This window comes from Peribacillus sp. NPDC076916, assembly GCF_050269675.1.
In the GTDB taxonomy this organism is placed as follows: Bacteria; Bacillota; Bacilli; order Bacillales; family DSM-1321; genus Peribacillus; species Peribacillus aracenensis.
Genome location: NZ_JBNNIU010000011.1, coordinates 66,237 through 80,783, shown reverse-complemented (window position 1 = coordinate 80,783; position 14,547 = coordinate 66,237). Strand labels below are relative to the sequence as shown.

The 14,547-nt window shown below is 39.9% G+C and carries 16 protein-coding genes; 14 read left to right on the top strand and 2 right to left on the bottom strand.

Annotated elements, in window-relative coordinates; translation table 11 throughout:
• Window positions 1-98 precede the first annotated feature (98 nt).
• Entirely contained in the window at window positions 99-1,532 is a 1,434-nt protein-coding gene (locus ACQKFG_RS22840) for an aldehyde dehydrogenase family protein (RefSeq protein ID WP_192204409.1), read from the bottom strand.
• A 27-nt stretch (window positions 1,533-1,559) separates the two neighbouring features.
• Window positions 1,560-3,194: an acetolactate synthase large subunit gene (locus ACQKFG_RS22835; RefSeq protein ID WP_427563167.1), complete on the bottom strand. Its 1,635-nt coding sequence runs from the start codon at window positions 3,192-3,194 to the stop codon at window positions 1,560-1,562.
• Between the two features lie 352 nt (window positions 3,195-3,546).
• Here ACQKFG_RS22835 and ACQKFG_RS22830 point away from each other — a divergent pair, with 352 nt between their 5' ends.
• From ACQKFG_RS22830 to ACQKFG_RS22765, 14 genes are all read left to right on the top strand, one after another.
• Window positions 3,547-4,032: a peptidoglycan-binding domain-containing protein gene (locus tag ACQKFG_RS22830; protein WP_427563165.1), complete on the top strand. Its 486-nt coding sequence runs from the start codon at window positions 3,547-3,549 to the stop codon at window positions 4,030-4,032.
• Window positions 4,033-4,886: 854 nt separating this feature from the next.
• On the top strand, window positions 4,887-5,147 hold the full coding sequence (locus ACQKFG_RS22825; protein ID WP_098373111.1) for a metal-sensitive transcriptional regulator: 261 nt from the start codon (window positions 4,887-4,889) through the stop codon (window positions 5,145-5,147).
• A gap of 39 nt (window positions 5,148-5,186) precedes the next feature.
• Complete coding sequence (locus tag ACQKFG_RS22820; protein WP_192204412.1) at window positions 5,187-5,492, top strand: monooxygenase; 306 nt, start codon at window positions 5,187-5,189, stop codon at window positions 5,490-5,492.
• Window positions 5,493-5,611: 119 nt separating this feature from the next.
• A complete protein-coding gene (locus ACQKFG_RS22815; RefSeq protein ID WP_353871877.1) occupies window positions 5,612-6,091 on the top strand; it encodes a DsrE/DsrF/DrsH-like family protein in 480 nt (159 codons plus the stop codon).
• Between the two features lie 27 nt (window positions 6,092-6,118).
• The gene (locus ACQKFG_RS22810; RefSeq protein ID WP_427563162.1) at window positions 6,119-6,487 is read left to right on the top strand and encodes a rhodanese-like domain-containing protein; all 369 of its coding nucleotides are present in this window, start codon (window positions 6,119-6,121) and stop codon (window positions 6,485-6,487) included.
• Window positions 6,488-6,505: 18 nt separating this feature from the next.
• Window positions 6,506-6,802, top strand: coding sequence for a rhodanese-like domain-containing protein (locus ACQKFG_RS22805; RefSeq protein ID WP_427563160.1), 297 nt, complete (start codon window positions 6,506-6,508; stop codon window positions 6,800-6,802).
• A 51-nt stretch (window positions 6,803-6,853) separates the two neighbouring features.
• Window positions 6,854-7,426, top strand: a complete 573-nt coding sequence (locus ACQKFG_RS22800; RefSeq protein ID WP_427563158.1) for a sulfurtransferase TusA family protein — start codon at window positions 6,854-6,856, stop codon at window positions 7,424-7,426.
• Window positions 7,427-7,454: 28 nt separating this feature from the next.
• Window positions 7,455-7,850, top strand: coding sequence for a DsrE/DsrF/DrsH-like family protein (locus ACQKFG_RS22795; protein WP_387595584.1), 396 nt, complete (start codon window positions 7,455-7,457; stop codon window positions 7,848-7,850).
• A 48-nt stretch (window positions 7,851-7,898) separates the two neighbouring features.
• Entirely contained in the window at window positions 7,899-9,026 is a 1,128-nt protein-coding gene (locus ACQKFG_RS22790) for an MBL fold metallo-hydrolase (protein WP_369619063.1), read from the top strand.
• A gap of 44 nt (window positions 9,027-9,070) precedes the next feature.
• The gene (locus ACQKFG_RS22785) at window positions 9,071-9,298 is read left to right on the top strand and encodes a sulfurtransferase TusA family protein (protein WP_192204419.1); all 228 of its coding nucleotides are present in this window, start codon (window positions 9,071-9,073) and stop codon (window positions 9,296-9,298) included.
• Between the two features lie 51 nt (window positions 9,299-9,349).
• On the top strand, window positions 9,350-10,129 hold the full coding sequence (locus ACQKFG_RS22780) for a sulfite exporter TauE/SafE family protein (protein WP_192204420.1): 780 nt from the start codon (window positions 9,350-9,352) through the stop codon (window positions 10,127-10,129).
• Between the two features lie 1,106 nt (window positions 10,130-11,235).
• A complete protein-coding gene (locus ACQKFG_RS22775; RefSeq protein WP_192204421.1) occupies window positions 11,236-12,135 on the top strand; it encodes an ABC transporter ATP-binding protein in 900 nt (299 codons plus the stop codon).
• Complete coding sequence (locus tag ACQKFG_RS22770) at window positions 12,128-13,378, top strand: ABC transporter permease (protein WP_427563154.1); 1,251 nt, start codon at window positions 12,128-12,130, stop codon at window positions 13,376-13,378. Before ACQKFG_RS22775 ends, ACQKFG_RS22770 begins: the two co-directional genes overlap by 8 nt.
• A gap of 153 nt (window positions 13,379-13,531) precedes the next feature.
• Window positions 13,532-13,834 (top strand): hypothetical protein, encoded by a 303-nt coding sequence (locus tag ACQKFG_RS22765; protein ID WP_427563152.1) that lies wholly within the window; start codon window positions 13,532-13,534, stop codon window positions 13,832-13,834.
• Window positions 13,835-14,547: the final 713 nt, after the last annotated feature.

Here is a 14,547-nt window from a genome sequence, read left to right as displayed (position 1 = left end):
AGGTTGCAACAAAAAAAAAAAAATTTACGACAAAATATGACGGCGATATCTTTAAGATTTCGCCGTCTCTTTTACTATGGTTTATAATTTCCCTATGTTCAGTCGTCGCTTATTTTAAAGCTGATAAACTTCTGCTCCATCATTTCTTGCATCGCATATTTGATGCCTTCCCGGCCAACACCGCTGTCCTTCCAGCCGCCATAAGGCATATTATCAATTCGGTAAGTTGGAATATCATTGATTACGACCCCGCCTGTTTCCAAGCGTTCCGCCGCATAAAAAGCTCGTTCTATACTCGGTGTCATCACTCCTGAGTTCAATCCATAACGCGAATCATTAGCATCATTGATCGCATCATCAAGCGTGTCGAATGGGAAAATGCAGACAATTGGACCAAATACTTCGAAACGAAATACCTTTGAGTCACGATTTACATTGGTTAAGACGGTAGGCAATAGGACATTGCCTTCCACTGTTCCGCCGCACTCAATTTTTGCTCCTTCTTGTACTGCTTCGTCAATCCAACTTTGTAACCGTTCCATTGATTTTTTTGAAATAACCGCTGTAATATTTGTATTTTCCTCCAGGGGGGAACCGATGACAAGCTGTTTTGTTGCACTGACGAATCGATCTAAAAATTGTTGGTATAGTGATTTGTGGACATAAATTCGTTGAATCGAGATGCACACCTGCCCATTATTCGTAAATGAACCCATCACACTTCGTTGAATAATTTTATCGATGTCGACACCTTCATCAATGATGAAAGGCGAATTGGATCCGAGTTCAAGTGTAAGCTTACGGAAGCCTGCCTGCTGTTGGATAAGGTGTCCGACCTCTACACTGCCTGTGAAAGTCACTTTTTTTACATGTGGATGGGTCGTCAACGCTTCGCTTAAAACATCCCCTTTGCCGGGTATGATGTTCAATACTCCATCAGGCAACCCTGCTTCTTTAAAAATATCGGCCAGAACCAGTGCACTCAACGGGGTTTGTTCGGCAGGTTTTAACACAATCGAATTTCCAGCCGCAATAGCTGGACCAACTTTATGGGCGACCAAGTTAAATGGAAAGTTAAATGGTGTAATCGCGGTAACGACGCCAATCGGGGTGCGAACGGTGAATCCAAAACGGTTTACCCCACCCACTGCAGCATCCATCGGGATTTGTTCTCCATAGTTATTCTTTGACGCTTCTGCAGCAAAACGATAGGTCTGAACCGTACGATTCATTTCTTCACGAGCATTTCGAATCGTTTTCGCAGCCTCTAGAGAAATGATTTTTGCAAGTTCTTCACTGCGTTCTTCCATGATCGCGGCAGCTTTAAATAAAATTTCTGCTCGTGCATGAGCCGGGTAGGTTCGGTATTTCTGAAAAGCTGCATTTGCCTCGACAATCGCTTCAACGGCATCCGCTGGTTCAGCCTGTCCGATTTGTGCAATTTCTTCGTTTGAATGGGGATTATATAATGGCTCATATGATTTAGCCTCCCGCCATTTACCACCAATCCACAATTGCCACTTTTTCTTCATCTGAAATCCCTCCAATAATATCTGCCTTTATAATTTACAAATATAATCACCTAGTGTTTTCGAGAGCTTTACATTTTCCGAATAATCGACATCCACATCAATCAAGACAATTTCCTGACTCGAAATCGCTTCTTCCAATGCATGAAGCAATTCATCGGAGTGGGTTACTTTCACTCCTTTGACCCCAAAACTTTTTGCGAAGCCTAAAAAGTCTGGGTCTGTAAATTCAATCGCATTCGTACGATCAAATTTATTCAATTGCTTCCACTCAATTAGGCCGTATTTTGAATCATGGAAAATGACTATCACGAAGGCAAGCCCTAAACGTTTTGCAGTTGCCAATTCAACCCCATTCATCAGAAATCCGCCATCCCCTGTAACCGCAATGACAGGTTTATCAGGTTTAGCCAGTTTGGCTGCAATTGCGCCGGGAATAGCAATTCCCATCGATGCAAAGCCATTAGAAATGATAGTGTGATTTGGCATTTCCGGCTGATACATCCGGGCCATCCATAATTTATGGGCTCCCACATCCGAAATGACAATGGCATTGCCCTTTTCCGCCCTTTTCAAATCGGCGATAATTCGCTGAGGGATGATAGGGCTTCCTGATACATCATCCGAAGAATGAAATTTTTCTATGATTTGAGACCTTAGCTTTTTCACTTCAGGCCAAAGCTCTTTTTCTACTACACCAGTGGACAAGGCTTCAAGTCCCTCCGTAACGTTCCCGACCAATTCGGCTTGAACGGGGTAATAAGCATCAATCTCAGCCGGTCGAGCATCAATATGAATAATCGGATTCATTGCCTCATCGTTCCAATACTTTGGCAAATACTCGACGAAGTCATAGCCTACGGTGATAATAAGATCGGCCAAATCAAACCCGCAAAGAACATAATCCCTTGCTTGCATCCCTACTGTAAAAAGGGTCAATGGATGGTTGGAAGGTAAAACTCCTTTGGCCATGAACGAATTCACAACGGGAATTTGCTTCTCTTCTGCAAATTTCCGTAATGACTCAGCAGCTCCATCGCGGATTACGCCATTACCAGCTAGAATAATAGGCTTTTTTGCGCGATTTATTAATTCGACGGCTTTTTTGATTTCTTCCTCTGCAGGGCGGGATCTAGGCATTGGTGTAACCGGAAGAGGTTCACCCTCAGTATCCATCATCGCCACATCTTCGGGGAGTTCGATATGAACAGCTCCCGGCTTTTCAATGACTGCAGTTTTAAATGCTTTACGGATAATTTCCGGAATCGTATGCGGCACCTTGATTTGTTGATTCCATTTCGTTACTTCCTTAAAAACCCCAATAATGTCCACATATTGATGCGACTCCTTATGAATTCGATCAAGGCCCGCCTGACCTGTAATCGCGATAACAGGGGAATAATCCAGATAAGCGCTTCCTATCCCTGTCAATAAATTGGTTGCACCAGGTCCCAATGTACCTAAGCAGACGCCAGGCTTTCCAGTTAGCCGGCCATAGATGTCTGCCATGAAAGCTGCAGCTTGTTCGTGATGAACCAAGATGAATTTAATATTAGAGCTAATTAGAGAATCGATAAGATCCGTATTTTCCTCTCCAGGTATCCCAAAAATATACTGAACCCCTTCATTCTCCAAACATCTTATAAACAAATCAGATGCCTTCAATTTATTCCCTCCTAAGACCATTTCGATTTCTTCATTTCTTTCCCTATATGTTGGCTTTGTCTATTAGAAATTATGTACTTGCGTATTGTTAAAAACCATTTGGAGCATATAAAGAAATTCAGGTTTTAGTAAATTAACCTCAAAAGTCATAACTGGGAGAAGTAAAATGGAAATCGCAAGTCGTTTATTTTTAAACTTATTTATTATTGTTGCACTTGTTGTAATGGCACTTATCCTTTTTATATTCTATTTATAATATTCAAAACAGGAAATTGGTCGGAAGGGAAATTTAAAATCGGAAGGGAAATGGTAAGGTAGTTCGGATGCACAAAAAAAAGAGGGAGATGGAGCTATGAATAAATTACTTACTGGTTTGGTAGTATTAGCAATGGCCCTTGGGATATCTTTTTCCACTGCTTCAGCGTCAGCTGGAGGATTTCACCATCCCGAAAGCTGGGATAAAAACTCTATTTTGCGGAAGGACTCTCATGGGGTGGAAATCAGGAATATGCAGTATATCCTGAATGTCATGGGTTTTTATACGGATTCAGCAGTGGTTGACGTAGATGGAATTTTTGGACCAAAAACCGAAGCGGGTGTAAAGAAATATCAAAAAGAAAACAACTTGAAAGTGGATGGTGTGGTTGGCCCCCGGACGTGGGATAGCTTCTCACAATATATTAAGAAGTATGGCAATGAAACCTATGGAGCAGGCGGAAACATGGGACTAAGAATTAAATGGAAGTACGACAATTCTTCCTATACATCCGACTCTAAAGCCTATATTTACGGTAATGGGGATACATTAAGCGACCAATATCGCTTGTATGCGAATTAAGATACAGGAAGGACCAATGAATTTTCCCTTCATATGAAAAACGTGCCATATATAGGCACGTTTTTATTTTTGGCTTTCACGAGTTGATTTTTATGTTCTACCTTTGCGGAAACTTTAGCTCAAGCGGGTATTTCAATTGCCTCTACTGTACCTATCGATATTTCCACAATTCCAATCCCATTGCTTCATGAAAAGGTATAGATGTCTCGCTTGTAAATGACAGCATAACGGATCATTGGGACACATTTGGCACAGGGGACGTGCTTTACAAAGCTAGTCTGATGGCTGAACGTTTCGCTTGGATTGATTGTGCAGTGGTCTTTAAGACGGGACTTTGGTTTTATTAATAGAGGTAAATACCTCTTAATTCAGAGGGGGAACGAGTTTGGCAGACCATTGGGGATATAGCGGATGCTGTTTTTGCGGAAGCTAGCTGTTCAGCGAAAGCAGTCGAAAGACGTTCAAGGCGCTTTGCGGTTATGCATAAAGGGGAAATTGTTTCAGCAACTTTCAATCGAATCTTGGCAAAAAATTAAAATAAAAACGCAAAAGCTGCCGGATATGGTGGATTTTATTTTTTAATAATAGTTTGAATGAAACGGCTTGACAATATACCCCTATAGGTATAATATGAACTCACAAGTTAAGAATGCATGATGCTCGAACTTACGAGTAAAATACGCAAATTCACGAGTAAAGCACGCAGGCTCATTAGGGTGAGAATATTGATTAAGAGGTTTTGCATATTCAGTATGTCTAATTGAACTTAGGCCTTTGCTTCATAATCGGAAAAGGAAATAAGATAATCAGTTGAGGTTTGTAATTGCATTTGTAAATAGATGGGTGGGCAGAGTATGGAGTATGATAAAAGTGTCATTAATCGCTTAAAGCGGATTGAAGGACAAATCAAGGGTGTACTTGGAATGATGGAGCAAGGAAAGGATTGCAGGGAAATCGTCACTCAGTTGTCGGCTGCACGTAATGCTATCGATAGGACAATGGGTGTTATTGTAAGTGAAAATCTCGAACAATGCGTTCGGGAAAACGTTGTGAAAGGCGAAGGCACAGATCATCTAGTCAAGGAAGCGGTTAATTTACTGATAAAAAGCAGGTAATAGAATTTGACCTGACCTTTAGAAAAAGGAGTGTTATTCATGACTTATATTTTACAAGTGGATTTTAAAATGGAGGGACCATTTGGCCACGAAATGGTAAAAGAATTTACTGATTTAGCAAAAAGCATTAATGATGAAGAAGGATTGATCTGGAAGATTTGGACCGAAGACAATGAGGCAAAGCAAGCTGGTGGCATTTATCTGTTTGAATCGAAGTCATCCGCAAGTAAGTACTTGACTATGCATACAGCTCGGTTAAAAGGGTTTGGTATCGAGAAGGTTAATGGAAAAATATTCGAAGTGAATGAAGGTTTGACTTCCATCAATCATGGACCAATTAAATAAAGAAAAACCTATTCCATTCATTTTTTTTAGTGAAGTAGGTTGACGAACTATATTTTTTAGCATAATATATACCCCGTAGGGTATAAAGGAATGGAAATATCGATCAGGGGGAAAACATAATGACTGAAAAGAAAAGAACGACGATCGTTTTATTTAGTGGTGATTATGATAAGGCAATGGCTGCTTATATCATTGCAAATGGGGCGGCGGCTTACGATCATGAAGTGACCATCTTCCATACATTCTGGGGATTGAATGCCTTAAGGAAGGATGAGCCGGTTTCATTAAAAAAAGGATTCCTGGAGAAAATGTTTGCAAAAATGATGCCCCGTGGTTCAGATAAAATGGGACTGTCAAACATGAACTTTGCTGGAATGGGTCCGAAAATGATCAAGCACGTGATGAAAAAGCATAACGCCATGTCACTCCCGAATTTAATTGAGTTGGCCCAAGAACAAGATGTGAAACTGATTGCCTGTACGATGACGATGGATTTATTGGGCTTACAGCAAGAGGAATTAATGGATGGAATAGAATATGCAGGTGTAGCGGCATATTTAGCCGAAGCAGAAGATGGAAATGTAAACTTATTTATCTAAATTGGGGTACTGGAGGGATGAGTTCAAATGGGAACTATATTTAATCTCATCATATTGGGTCTCATCGTTTGGTTTTTATATCAGCGATTTGTCCCGGCAAAGGGGATAAAAAATATAAATGCGGCTGAGTTAAAAGCTGAGCTGAATAACAAAGGAAATAAGCAATTCATTGATGTCCGTACTCCTAATGAATTTAGGGGCAATCATATAAAGGTCTTTAAAAATATCCCTTTAAACGACCTAGGCAAAAGGGCACAAGAACTTTCAAAAGATAAAGAGGTTGTTGTGATTTGCCAAAGCGGGATGCGGAGCAGTAATGCATGTAAAGCTTTGAAAAAACTGGGATTTAATGAAGTCACCAACGTAAAAGGCGGCATGAGTTCTTGGCGCGAATAAAAGGGGGATCTTATAAAGATGAAAGAAATTTTACCGAATGAAGTGAGTGCATTGTTGAAGGGAAACTCGCCAGTCCACATCATTGATGTGCGGGAGGTGGAGGAAGTAAAGGCAGGGAAAATACCAAATGCTTTGAATATCCCGTTGGGTCTAGTGGAATTTAGAATGCAGGATCTAGATAAATCAAAAGAGTATATCATGGTCTGCCGGTCAGGGGGCAGAAGTTCAAGGGCCGCACAGATACTTGAGGGTCATGGATATAAAGTGTTGAACATGGTGGGGGGTATGAATGAATGGGAAGGTCCCACAGAATAATTTTAAATTCGAATATACCCCTACCCCTATAAAAAACAAGGAGGAAATAAAATGATTAAAACAAATTCCGTATTAGATGCAAAAGGGTTAGCATGTCCAATGCCGATTGTAAAAACGAAAAAAGCCATGAATGGCCTGGAAGCAGGGGAAGTACTGGAAGTTCAAGCGACTGATAAAGGGTCAACTGCCGATATGAAAGCCTGGGCGGAAAGTACAGGTCATCAATATTTAGGTACAGTTGAAGAAGGAACCACACTTAAACATTATCTTCGGAAAGCAAGCGGAGAAGAAACAGAAGTGAAGAAGCATGAAAAAATCATTTCAAATGAAGAACTTCTTCAAATGATGGAAGAAAATCGAAATATGATTCTTCTGGATGTACGAGAATCAGCAGAGTATGCTTTTCATCATATTCCAGCAGCGAAATCCCTTCCAATGGGTGAATTGGAACACCGTATGGGTGAACTTGATAAAGAGTCAGAGATTTTCGTGATTTGCCGTTCTGGCAGCCGAAGTGATCTTGCTGCACAAAAGCTGACGGCGGCTGGATTTGAACAGGTATTCAATGTTGTACCAGGCATGAGCCAATGGAACGGACCTACACAAAAATCCGTTGATGAATAAAGGTGACCCTAGAATGGAGGAAAATATCATGACTAACAAAGTAGCAATAATCGCAAGTAATGGTGGAGTATTTGACGCGTATAAAGTGTTTAACATCGCAACGGCAGCTGCTGCAACAGATCAAGAAGTGGCCATTTTCTTTACTTTTGAAGGCTTGAATTTAATTCATAAAGAAGCGAATGGACAACTACCATTGCCTGAAGGTAAGGAGCATTTTGCCGAAGGCTTTAAAAAGGCTAATGTTCCTTCAATTCCGGAATTAGTTACAATGGCACAGGAAATGGATGTCAGGTTTATTGGGTGTCAAATGACCATGGACGTTTTAGGCATGGAAAAGGAAGCTTTCGTTGACGGTATCGAAGTAGGTGGGGCGATCACATTTTTAGAGTTCGCTAAAGATGCTGATGTTACATTAACCTTTTAATGAAGGTAAAAATTTTTGTGAACTTTAATACTATGGGGGGTATACAGAATGGCGTTTAAGCAAATGACAGCCGCTGAGGTTTCAAAGAAAGTAATTAATAAAGCGGACTTATTTATTTTGGATGTTCGAAATGAAAGTGACTTTAATGATTGGAAAATTGAAGGGCAGAACTTTAAATTCCTTAATATCCCTTACTTTGATCTACTGGATGGCGTGGAAGAAATCCTCGATCAAATCCCGGCCAATAAAGAAATCCTGGTAGTATGTGCAAAGGAAGGCTCATCTGTCATGGTAGCTGAAATGCTATCTGAAGCTGGATTGGATGTTTCTTATTTGAAGGGCGGAATGAAAGCATGGAGTGAACACTTAGAACCAGTGAAAATTGGGGATTTGAATAATGGCGGAGAAATCTATCAATTTGTACGTCTTGGTAAAGGTTGTTTATCTTACATGGTCGTTTCTAATGGTGAAGCAGCAGTTATTGATTCCACAAGAATGACTGATATCTACCTTGATTTTGCCGATAGTATTGGAGCGAAGATCACTCACGTATTGGATACACACTTACATGCAGATCATATTTCAGGTGGAAGACAAATAGCAGAAAGTTCAAATGCAACTTACTGGCTGCCACCAAAAGATGCAACAGAAGTGACCTTTGAATATCAGCCATTAGAAGGCGGAAATGTGGTTACGATTGGTCATACAGCTATCAATATTCATGCTCTATACTCACCGGGCCACACGATTGGTTCCACCTCATTTGTAGTCGATGAAAAATACTTGCTTTCAGGAGATATTCTATTCATCGATTCCATTGGTAGACCAGACTTAGCAGGATTGGCTGAGGATTGGGTAGGAGACTTGAGAGAAACACTTTATACTCGCTATAGAGAATTGTCAAACGAGTTAATTGTACTGCCATCTCACTTTATGATCATTGAAGAATTAAATGAAGACGGAAGTGTTGCGAAGGAATTAGGAACGTTATTTGCAGAAAATCATGGTTTGAACATTGCTGACGAAACAGAATTCAGAGAGTTGGTTACAGGAAACTTACCTCCTCAGCCAAACGCGTATCAAGAAATCCGCAAAACGAATATGGGGAAAATCACCCCTGATGAGGAACAACAGCGCGAAATGGAAATTGGACCAAACCGCTGTGCGGTTCGTTGAACATAAAAAAAGATTATATACTAAGAAAACAGGAGAGATGTATGATGAATTCAGATAAAATGTTAGATGCAAAGGGACTTGCTTGTCCAATGCCGATTGTTAGAACAAAGAAGGCTATGAATGATTTACAATCTGGTCAAGTATTAGAAATACATGTGACAGATAAAGGCGCCAAAGCAGATTTAGCTGCATGGTCAAAATCTGGTGGTCATGAGCTAGTGAAAACTGCAGAAGAAAATGAAGTTCTAAAATTTTGGATTAAAAAAGGCTGATAATGATAAGGGAACCTTATAGGTTCCCTTCTTTTCGAGGAGGCAATAAAAATGGAAATTACGTTTATCATTACTATCTTTTTGATAGGATTTATTGGTTCATATATTTCAGGAATGCTAGGTATAGGCGGATCCATCATTAAATACCCAATGCTTTTGTATATACCACCACTTTTCGGTTTAGCGGCTTTTAGTGCTCATGAAGTCTCAGGAATAAGTGCCGTCCAAGTATTATTTGCATCCATAGGCGGTGTCTGGGCTTATCGTAAAGGTGGCTATCTAAATAAGACGCTCATCATCTATATGGGTGTCAGTGTACTCATAGGTAGTGTAATTGGGAGTTTTGGATCGCAATCCATGTCTGAAGACGGGATAAATATTGTGTATGGCCTACTTGCTCTAATAGCAGCTGTCATGATGTTTATACCTAAAAAAGGAATAGATGATGTTCCAATGGATCAAGTAACCTTCAACAAATGGCTCGCAGCAACTCTAGCCTTGATTGTCGGTTTGGGTTCAGGGATTGTAGGTGCTGCCGGTGGATTCTTATTAGTTCCAATTATGTTGGTTGTCTTAAAAGTCCCAACTAGGGTAACGATCGCCTCTTCCTTAGCGATTACATTCATTTCATCGATTGGCGCAACGGTAGGGAAAGTTTCAACAGGGCAAGTTGACTTCTACCCTGCCTTGATCATGGTTATAGCAAGCTTAATAGCGTCTCCTCTAGGAGCGATGGCTGGTAAAAAAATGAATACAAAAATACTTCAAGTCATCTTAGCTCTATTAATTCTAGCAACGGCTGTGAAAATTTGGATGGGTATTTTATCTTAAGATTTTTGGGAATATTGGACCCTTCCGACCTTGACAGGGAAGGGGGCGTGGATTCCAATCCCTCACAGGTCATCAACTATCAAAGGCTCAAATCCTTGATATCACAAGGGTTTGGGTCTTTTTTGTTTATAAACAGTCCACCTATCATCTATACCTGGTTAGACCCTTTAGGAATCGGGGGGCGTTCTCTTCTTACAAACAATCCAAACAAAGATGGTTGTTTTCAATGCCTATTTACAGACCCGGAGGATAGCAGTATCTTAGTCTCCAACAGGGCATCTTTTGCCGCCCTGACCAGTTCTTTGGGAAGAACCTGACAGGTTGTTAATCAGTTTTCACGCCATATGGTTCGCTTGATGCGCTACAAACGGCTATTCTAACAAGCAGATTAGCCATCAAAACATTACAAGGAGAAGAACCTGGCAATCCCTTGCTTTCATGGAAGGGAGAAGATGATGAGATGGTTTCTCAAGGAAAAGGGTCAGTAATAGATAAGAATTAAGCAGCGAGCAGATTTTGCAAACGAAATATTTGATAAGGTTCACAACTGTCCAGTTTGTGGGAATGGGTGAGATAGATGAATTTTAACATTGATACGAAGAGAGTCATTAAAATAAGCGATAAAGTAAATGCCTTATTTCGTGAATACCGGCAAATCGGAAATAAGGATATGGAAGCTGGGGCGTGTTGTTAGGTAGGTTTATTCAGTCTTCATTAGATGTTGTGGTCGACCGGGGAATAGCCCCGATGAAAAGGGATATTCGAAAGCGATATTTTTTTAAAAAACACCGGGATGACCACCAAGAAATCGTCCAAAGAAACCGATCATATAGCTGTCCTTTTTTATATTTTTATTAGCGGTAGCCTCAATACCCGTAACTGCCCTCGTATCCACCCTATACAACTACTTCAACAACGATTAAGAGAAGACCCATAGTGTTAAAAGTGTTTGGAATTCTTTACCGGTGGCTAGGTAATGGAAATTTGTTTCTAGAACTTTGCATATAATGATGGGGGAGAAGAGTTCTTTAGATCTTTTCGGTAGTTGAAATTGGAAAACCTTTCCGGTAACATATATTAAGAATCATATAATAGGAGGTTGTCCATTGGCTTTACAAATTAAAGAAGTTACGAAAAAATTCGGGGAATTCACAGCTGTCAACCAGCTTGATTTAACTATTCCCGAGAAAGAAATGTTCGGTTTTTTAGGTGGGAACGGAGCGGGGAAAACGACAACGTTCCGAATGATACTCGGCCTGCTTGACCCGACTGAAGGGGAAGTGACCTGGGATGGTAACAAAATCGATTATAAGACCAGTTCATTGATTGGCTATCTTCCTGAGGAACGCGGACTATATCCAAAACTGAAGGTCCGTGATCAAATTGTGTATTTGGCTAGATTAAGAGGAATGAACAAAAGGGATGCTATGAAAGAACTGGAGTATTGGCTAGACCGCTTTATGGTTCCCGAGTATATTGATAAGCGAGTTGAAGAGCTTTCAAAGGGAAATCAGCAAAAAATCCAGCTAATCGCATCCATGATTCATAAACCTGAATTACTTATCCTTGACGAACCCTTCAGTGGACTGGATCCCGTGAATGTGGAAATACTGAAGAAAGCCGTCATCGACTTAAGGGACAGCGGTACGACAATCGTTTTTTCGAGCCATCGCATGGAGCATGTTGAGGAGATGTGTGAGCATCTTTGCATCATGCATAAAGGTTCCCCTGTTGTGGCTGGAAAATTAAAAGAAATCAAGCGTTCTTTTGGTAAAAAGAATGTGTCAATTAAAGCTGATTTTGATTTATCCTTTTTGGATAATTATTCAGGTGTAACAAAAGTAAAGAACACGATGGAAGGAAAAATTCTTCAAGTCACTGGAGAAGATGTGGCCGAGAACATGATTCGTGATCTTGTTCCAAGAGGCTTCGTGCGTAAATTCGAATTGGAAGAACCATCGCTAACGGATATTTTCATTGAAAAAGTGGGTGCCGTCTATGAATAACTTTTGGATTGTCCTTTCCCATACATATCTATCAAAATTAAAAACGAAATCCTTTATCATTTCTACAATCATTATGATGGCCCTGATTCTTGTCCTTACGAATATTTCGAATCTTATTGATAAATTCGACAGTGATGATCAGGAAAAGGTTGCCGTCATCGATAAGACTGAAGGTAGCTTATTTGATTCTTACAAAAAAGCGGTAGCAGGTGTGAACGATGACTTATCGATAATATCCGCCAAGGATGAAAAGGAAGCGGAGGAAATGGTCAGCGCGGATGACATCGTTGGCTATTTGTTAATCGAAAAGGATGAAACCGTAGGCTTCAAGGGAACGTATAAAGCGAATCAAATTTCAGATTCTGCGGTAAGTAATGATTTGCTTTTAGCGCTTACCCAATTGAAGGGTCAAATAACTGCGAAGGAATTGAATTTGACAGAGCAGCAAATCGCTCAATTGAATACGCCGCCAGCATTTGATACGATTGCGCTTGCGAAAAATGCAAAAACGGAAGAGGATCTCAATCAAGCACGCGGTCTCGTGTATGTGCTCCTATTCGTCATTTACTTCGGTGTATTGATGTATGCAACGATGATTGCAATGGAAGTGGCTACTGAGAAAACATCACGGGTCATGGAAATCCTGATATCAAGTGTCCCCCCAGTCACACAGATGTTTGCCAAAATAATGGGGGTAGCCTTGCTTAGTCTTACGCAAATGATTTTATTTTTTGGAGTGGGCTATTTCTCGATTAAACAAAACTTGACTGGTATGGATGAAGGATTCTTTTCATTTTTCGGTTTCGGAAGCACCGATATCTCAACAATCATTTATGCGATCGTTTTCGCTTTGCTTGGTTATTTTCTGTACGCGACTCTTGCGGCATGTCTTGGGTCCGTTGTCAGCAAAATTGAAGATGTCCAGCAAATGATTTCACCGATGACCATGTTGGTCGTCATTGCCTTCATGATTGCGATGTTTGGATTGGGGAATCCGTCAGCGAGTTATATTACGATTACATCATTCATTCCATTTTTCACGCCAATGATCATGTTCTTGCGCGTAGGGATGCTTGAAGTTCCATTCTGGGAAATCGCCATCAGCATTGCTGTGTTGATCTTAACCATTGTTTTACTTGGAATTATCGGAGCAAAAATCTATCGTGGTGGAGTCTTGATGTACGGAAGCTCAAAATCATTGAAAAGCATCAAGAATGCCTTGCAATTATCAAAGAAAAATTAACATGTAACCTGGATCCTTCATTTCTCTTGGAGGAATTCAGGTTTTTTACTAAGATAATAATATCAATTTATCAAAAAGGAACGAAAAGCGATATAGATATAAGGGAACATAAATATATTCCATTTAGGCAACCATGATTAGGAGTGATATATTATGAGCAATCTGGTAACGTTGACGATAGCTTCAGAAGCGTTTCTCTTGCTATCTTTCATCATTATTATTTTATCAAGCAGAAGTCTGAAAATGAATGTTCTCTGGGTCATCCTGCTCATAATTGGAGGGGCACCGCTTCTATATTTAGCTATTGATCATGTGAAAAACGATTATATGGATGCAAATATCGGATTGGGCCTCGCCTTTATCTTTACCTGGATATATAGTGCAGTAGCCTTTATCATTGCCATCATTCTTTTAGTGAAGAAGAAAAGGAATAATAATATTTCAAAAGAACAGTAATATTCCCATTATCCAATCAAGTTCCGGTTTTTAATTAGTTTTTTTAGCTTTGAGGATATATGGGTTCCACATTCACGTTCTTAAGAGTGGAGCCCAACTTCTCGATCATGGTAATGACTTAAAGATATGGCGGTACCACTTAAAGAAGTATCACCAAGCCAATACGAAATGGGGTTGCCCTAAAAGTTATTTTACTGACTTTTGGGACAGCCCCTTTTTTGTTTTTAAATCCTCTTCAACTCATGGAAATAAATGTGAAGAATATTGTTCGTAACAGATTTATACTATGAAGCAAAAGGAAGAAATTATTATGAGGAGGATTTGTACCTTACTTCGAAGCCTAGAGAAGATTTCCATTTTCATTTGAGCCTTGGAAGACAAACAAAAAGAGAAATAAGTGATTAAGTACGAACCTATCAAGAAAATAGGAGCAAAATCAGATATACAAACTTGTTTCATTAGATGCTTTTTCGGCAGAGGGATCCGGAGATGCTAAGTTTACTATTCCGTTTGAGGTCTCAATATCTATGAAATGAATGCGGCATTGTTAAAAATCATAGTTCTTTTAAAAGGAGTTCGTTCAGTCATCAATTAATCATCCTTTACCTATATTTGAATTAATGCAGATATAGGTAATCATGATGGTTTTTATAATGGAAGTGTAAAAGCTGCCGATGAGGGAGCTTTTTTTTTTTGATAAGGTCGTTCATGTA

What these genes read in the sequence shown, in the direction of transcription:
- ACQKFG_RS22840 (WP_192204409.1), bottom strand. Translation starts at nt 1,532, where the DNA reads ATGAAGAAAAAGTGGCAATTGTGGATTGGTGGTAAATGGCGGGAGGCT.
- ACQKFG_RS22815 (WP_353871877.1), top strand. Translation starts at nt 5,612, where the DNA reads ATGACTGAAAAGAAAAGAACGACGATCGTTTTATTTAGTGGTGATTAT.
- ACQKFG_RS22800 (WP_427563158.1), top strand. Translation starts at nt 6,854, where the DNA reads ATGATTAAAACAAATTCCGTATTAGATGCAAAAGGGTTAGCATGTCCA.
- ACQKFG_RS22790 (WP_369619063.1), top strand. Translation starts at nt 7,899, where the DNA reads ATGGCGTTTAAGCAAATGACAGCCGCTGAGGTTTCAAAGAAAGTAATT.
- ACQKFG_RS22780 (WP_192204420.1), top strand. Translation starts at nt 9,350, where the DNA reads ATGGAAATTACGTTTATCATTACTATCTTTTTGATAGGATTTATTGGT.
- ACQKFG_RS22810 (WP_427563162.1), top strand. Translation starts at nt 6,119, where the DNA reads ATGGGAACTATATTTAATCTCATCATATTGGGTCTCATCGTTTGGTTT.
- ACQKFG_RS22765 (WP_427563152.1), top strand. Translation starts at nt 13,532, where the DNA reads ATGAGCAATCTGGTAACGTTGACGATAGCTTCAGAAGCGTTTCTCTTG.
- ACQKFG_RS22785 (WP_192204419.1), top strand. Translation starts at nt 9,071, where the DNA reads ATGAATTCAGATAAAATGTTAGATGCAAAGGGACTTGCTTGTCCAATG.
- ACQKFG_RS22795 (WP_387595584.1), top strand. Translation starts at nt 7,455, where the DNA reads ATGACTAACAAAGTAGCAATAATCGCAAGTAATGGTGGAGTATTTGAC.
- ACQKFG_RS22820 (WP_192204412.1), top strand. Translation starts at nt 5,187, where the DNA reads ATGACTTATATTTTACAAGTGGATTTTAAAATGGAGGGACCATTTGGC.
- ACQKFG_RS22805 (WP_427563160.1), top strand. Translation starts at nt 6,506, where the DNA reads ATGAAAGAAATTTTACCGAATGAAGTGAGTGCATTGTTGAAGGGAAAC.
- ACQKFG_RS22825 (WP_098373111.1), top strand. Translation starts at nt 4,887, where the DNA reads ATGGAGTATGATAAAAGTGTCATTAATCGCTTAAAGCGGATTGAAGGA.
- ACQKFG_RS22830 (WP_427563165.1), top strand. Translation starts at nt 3,547, where the DNA reads ATGAATAAATTACTTACTGGTTTGGTAGTATTAGCAATGGCCCTTGGG.
- ACQKFG_RS22770 (WP_427563154.1), top strand. Translation starts at nt 12,128, where the DNA reads ATGAATAACTTTTGGATTGTCCTTTCCCATACATATCTATCAAAATTA.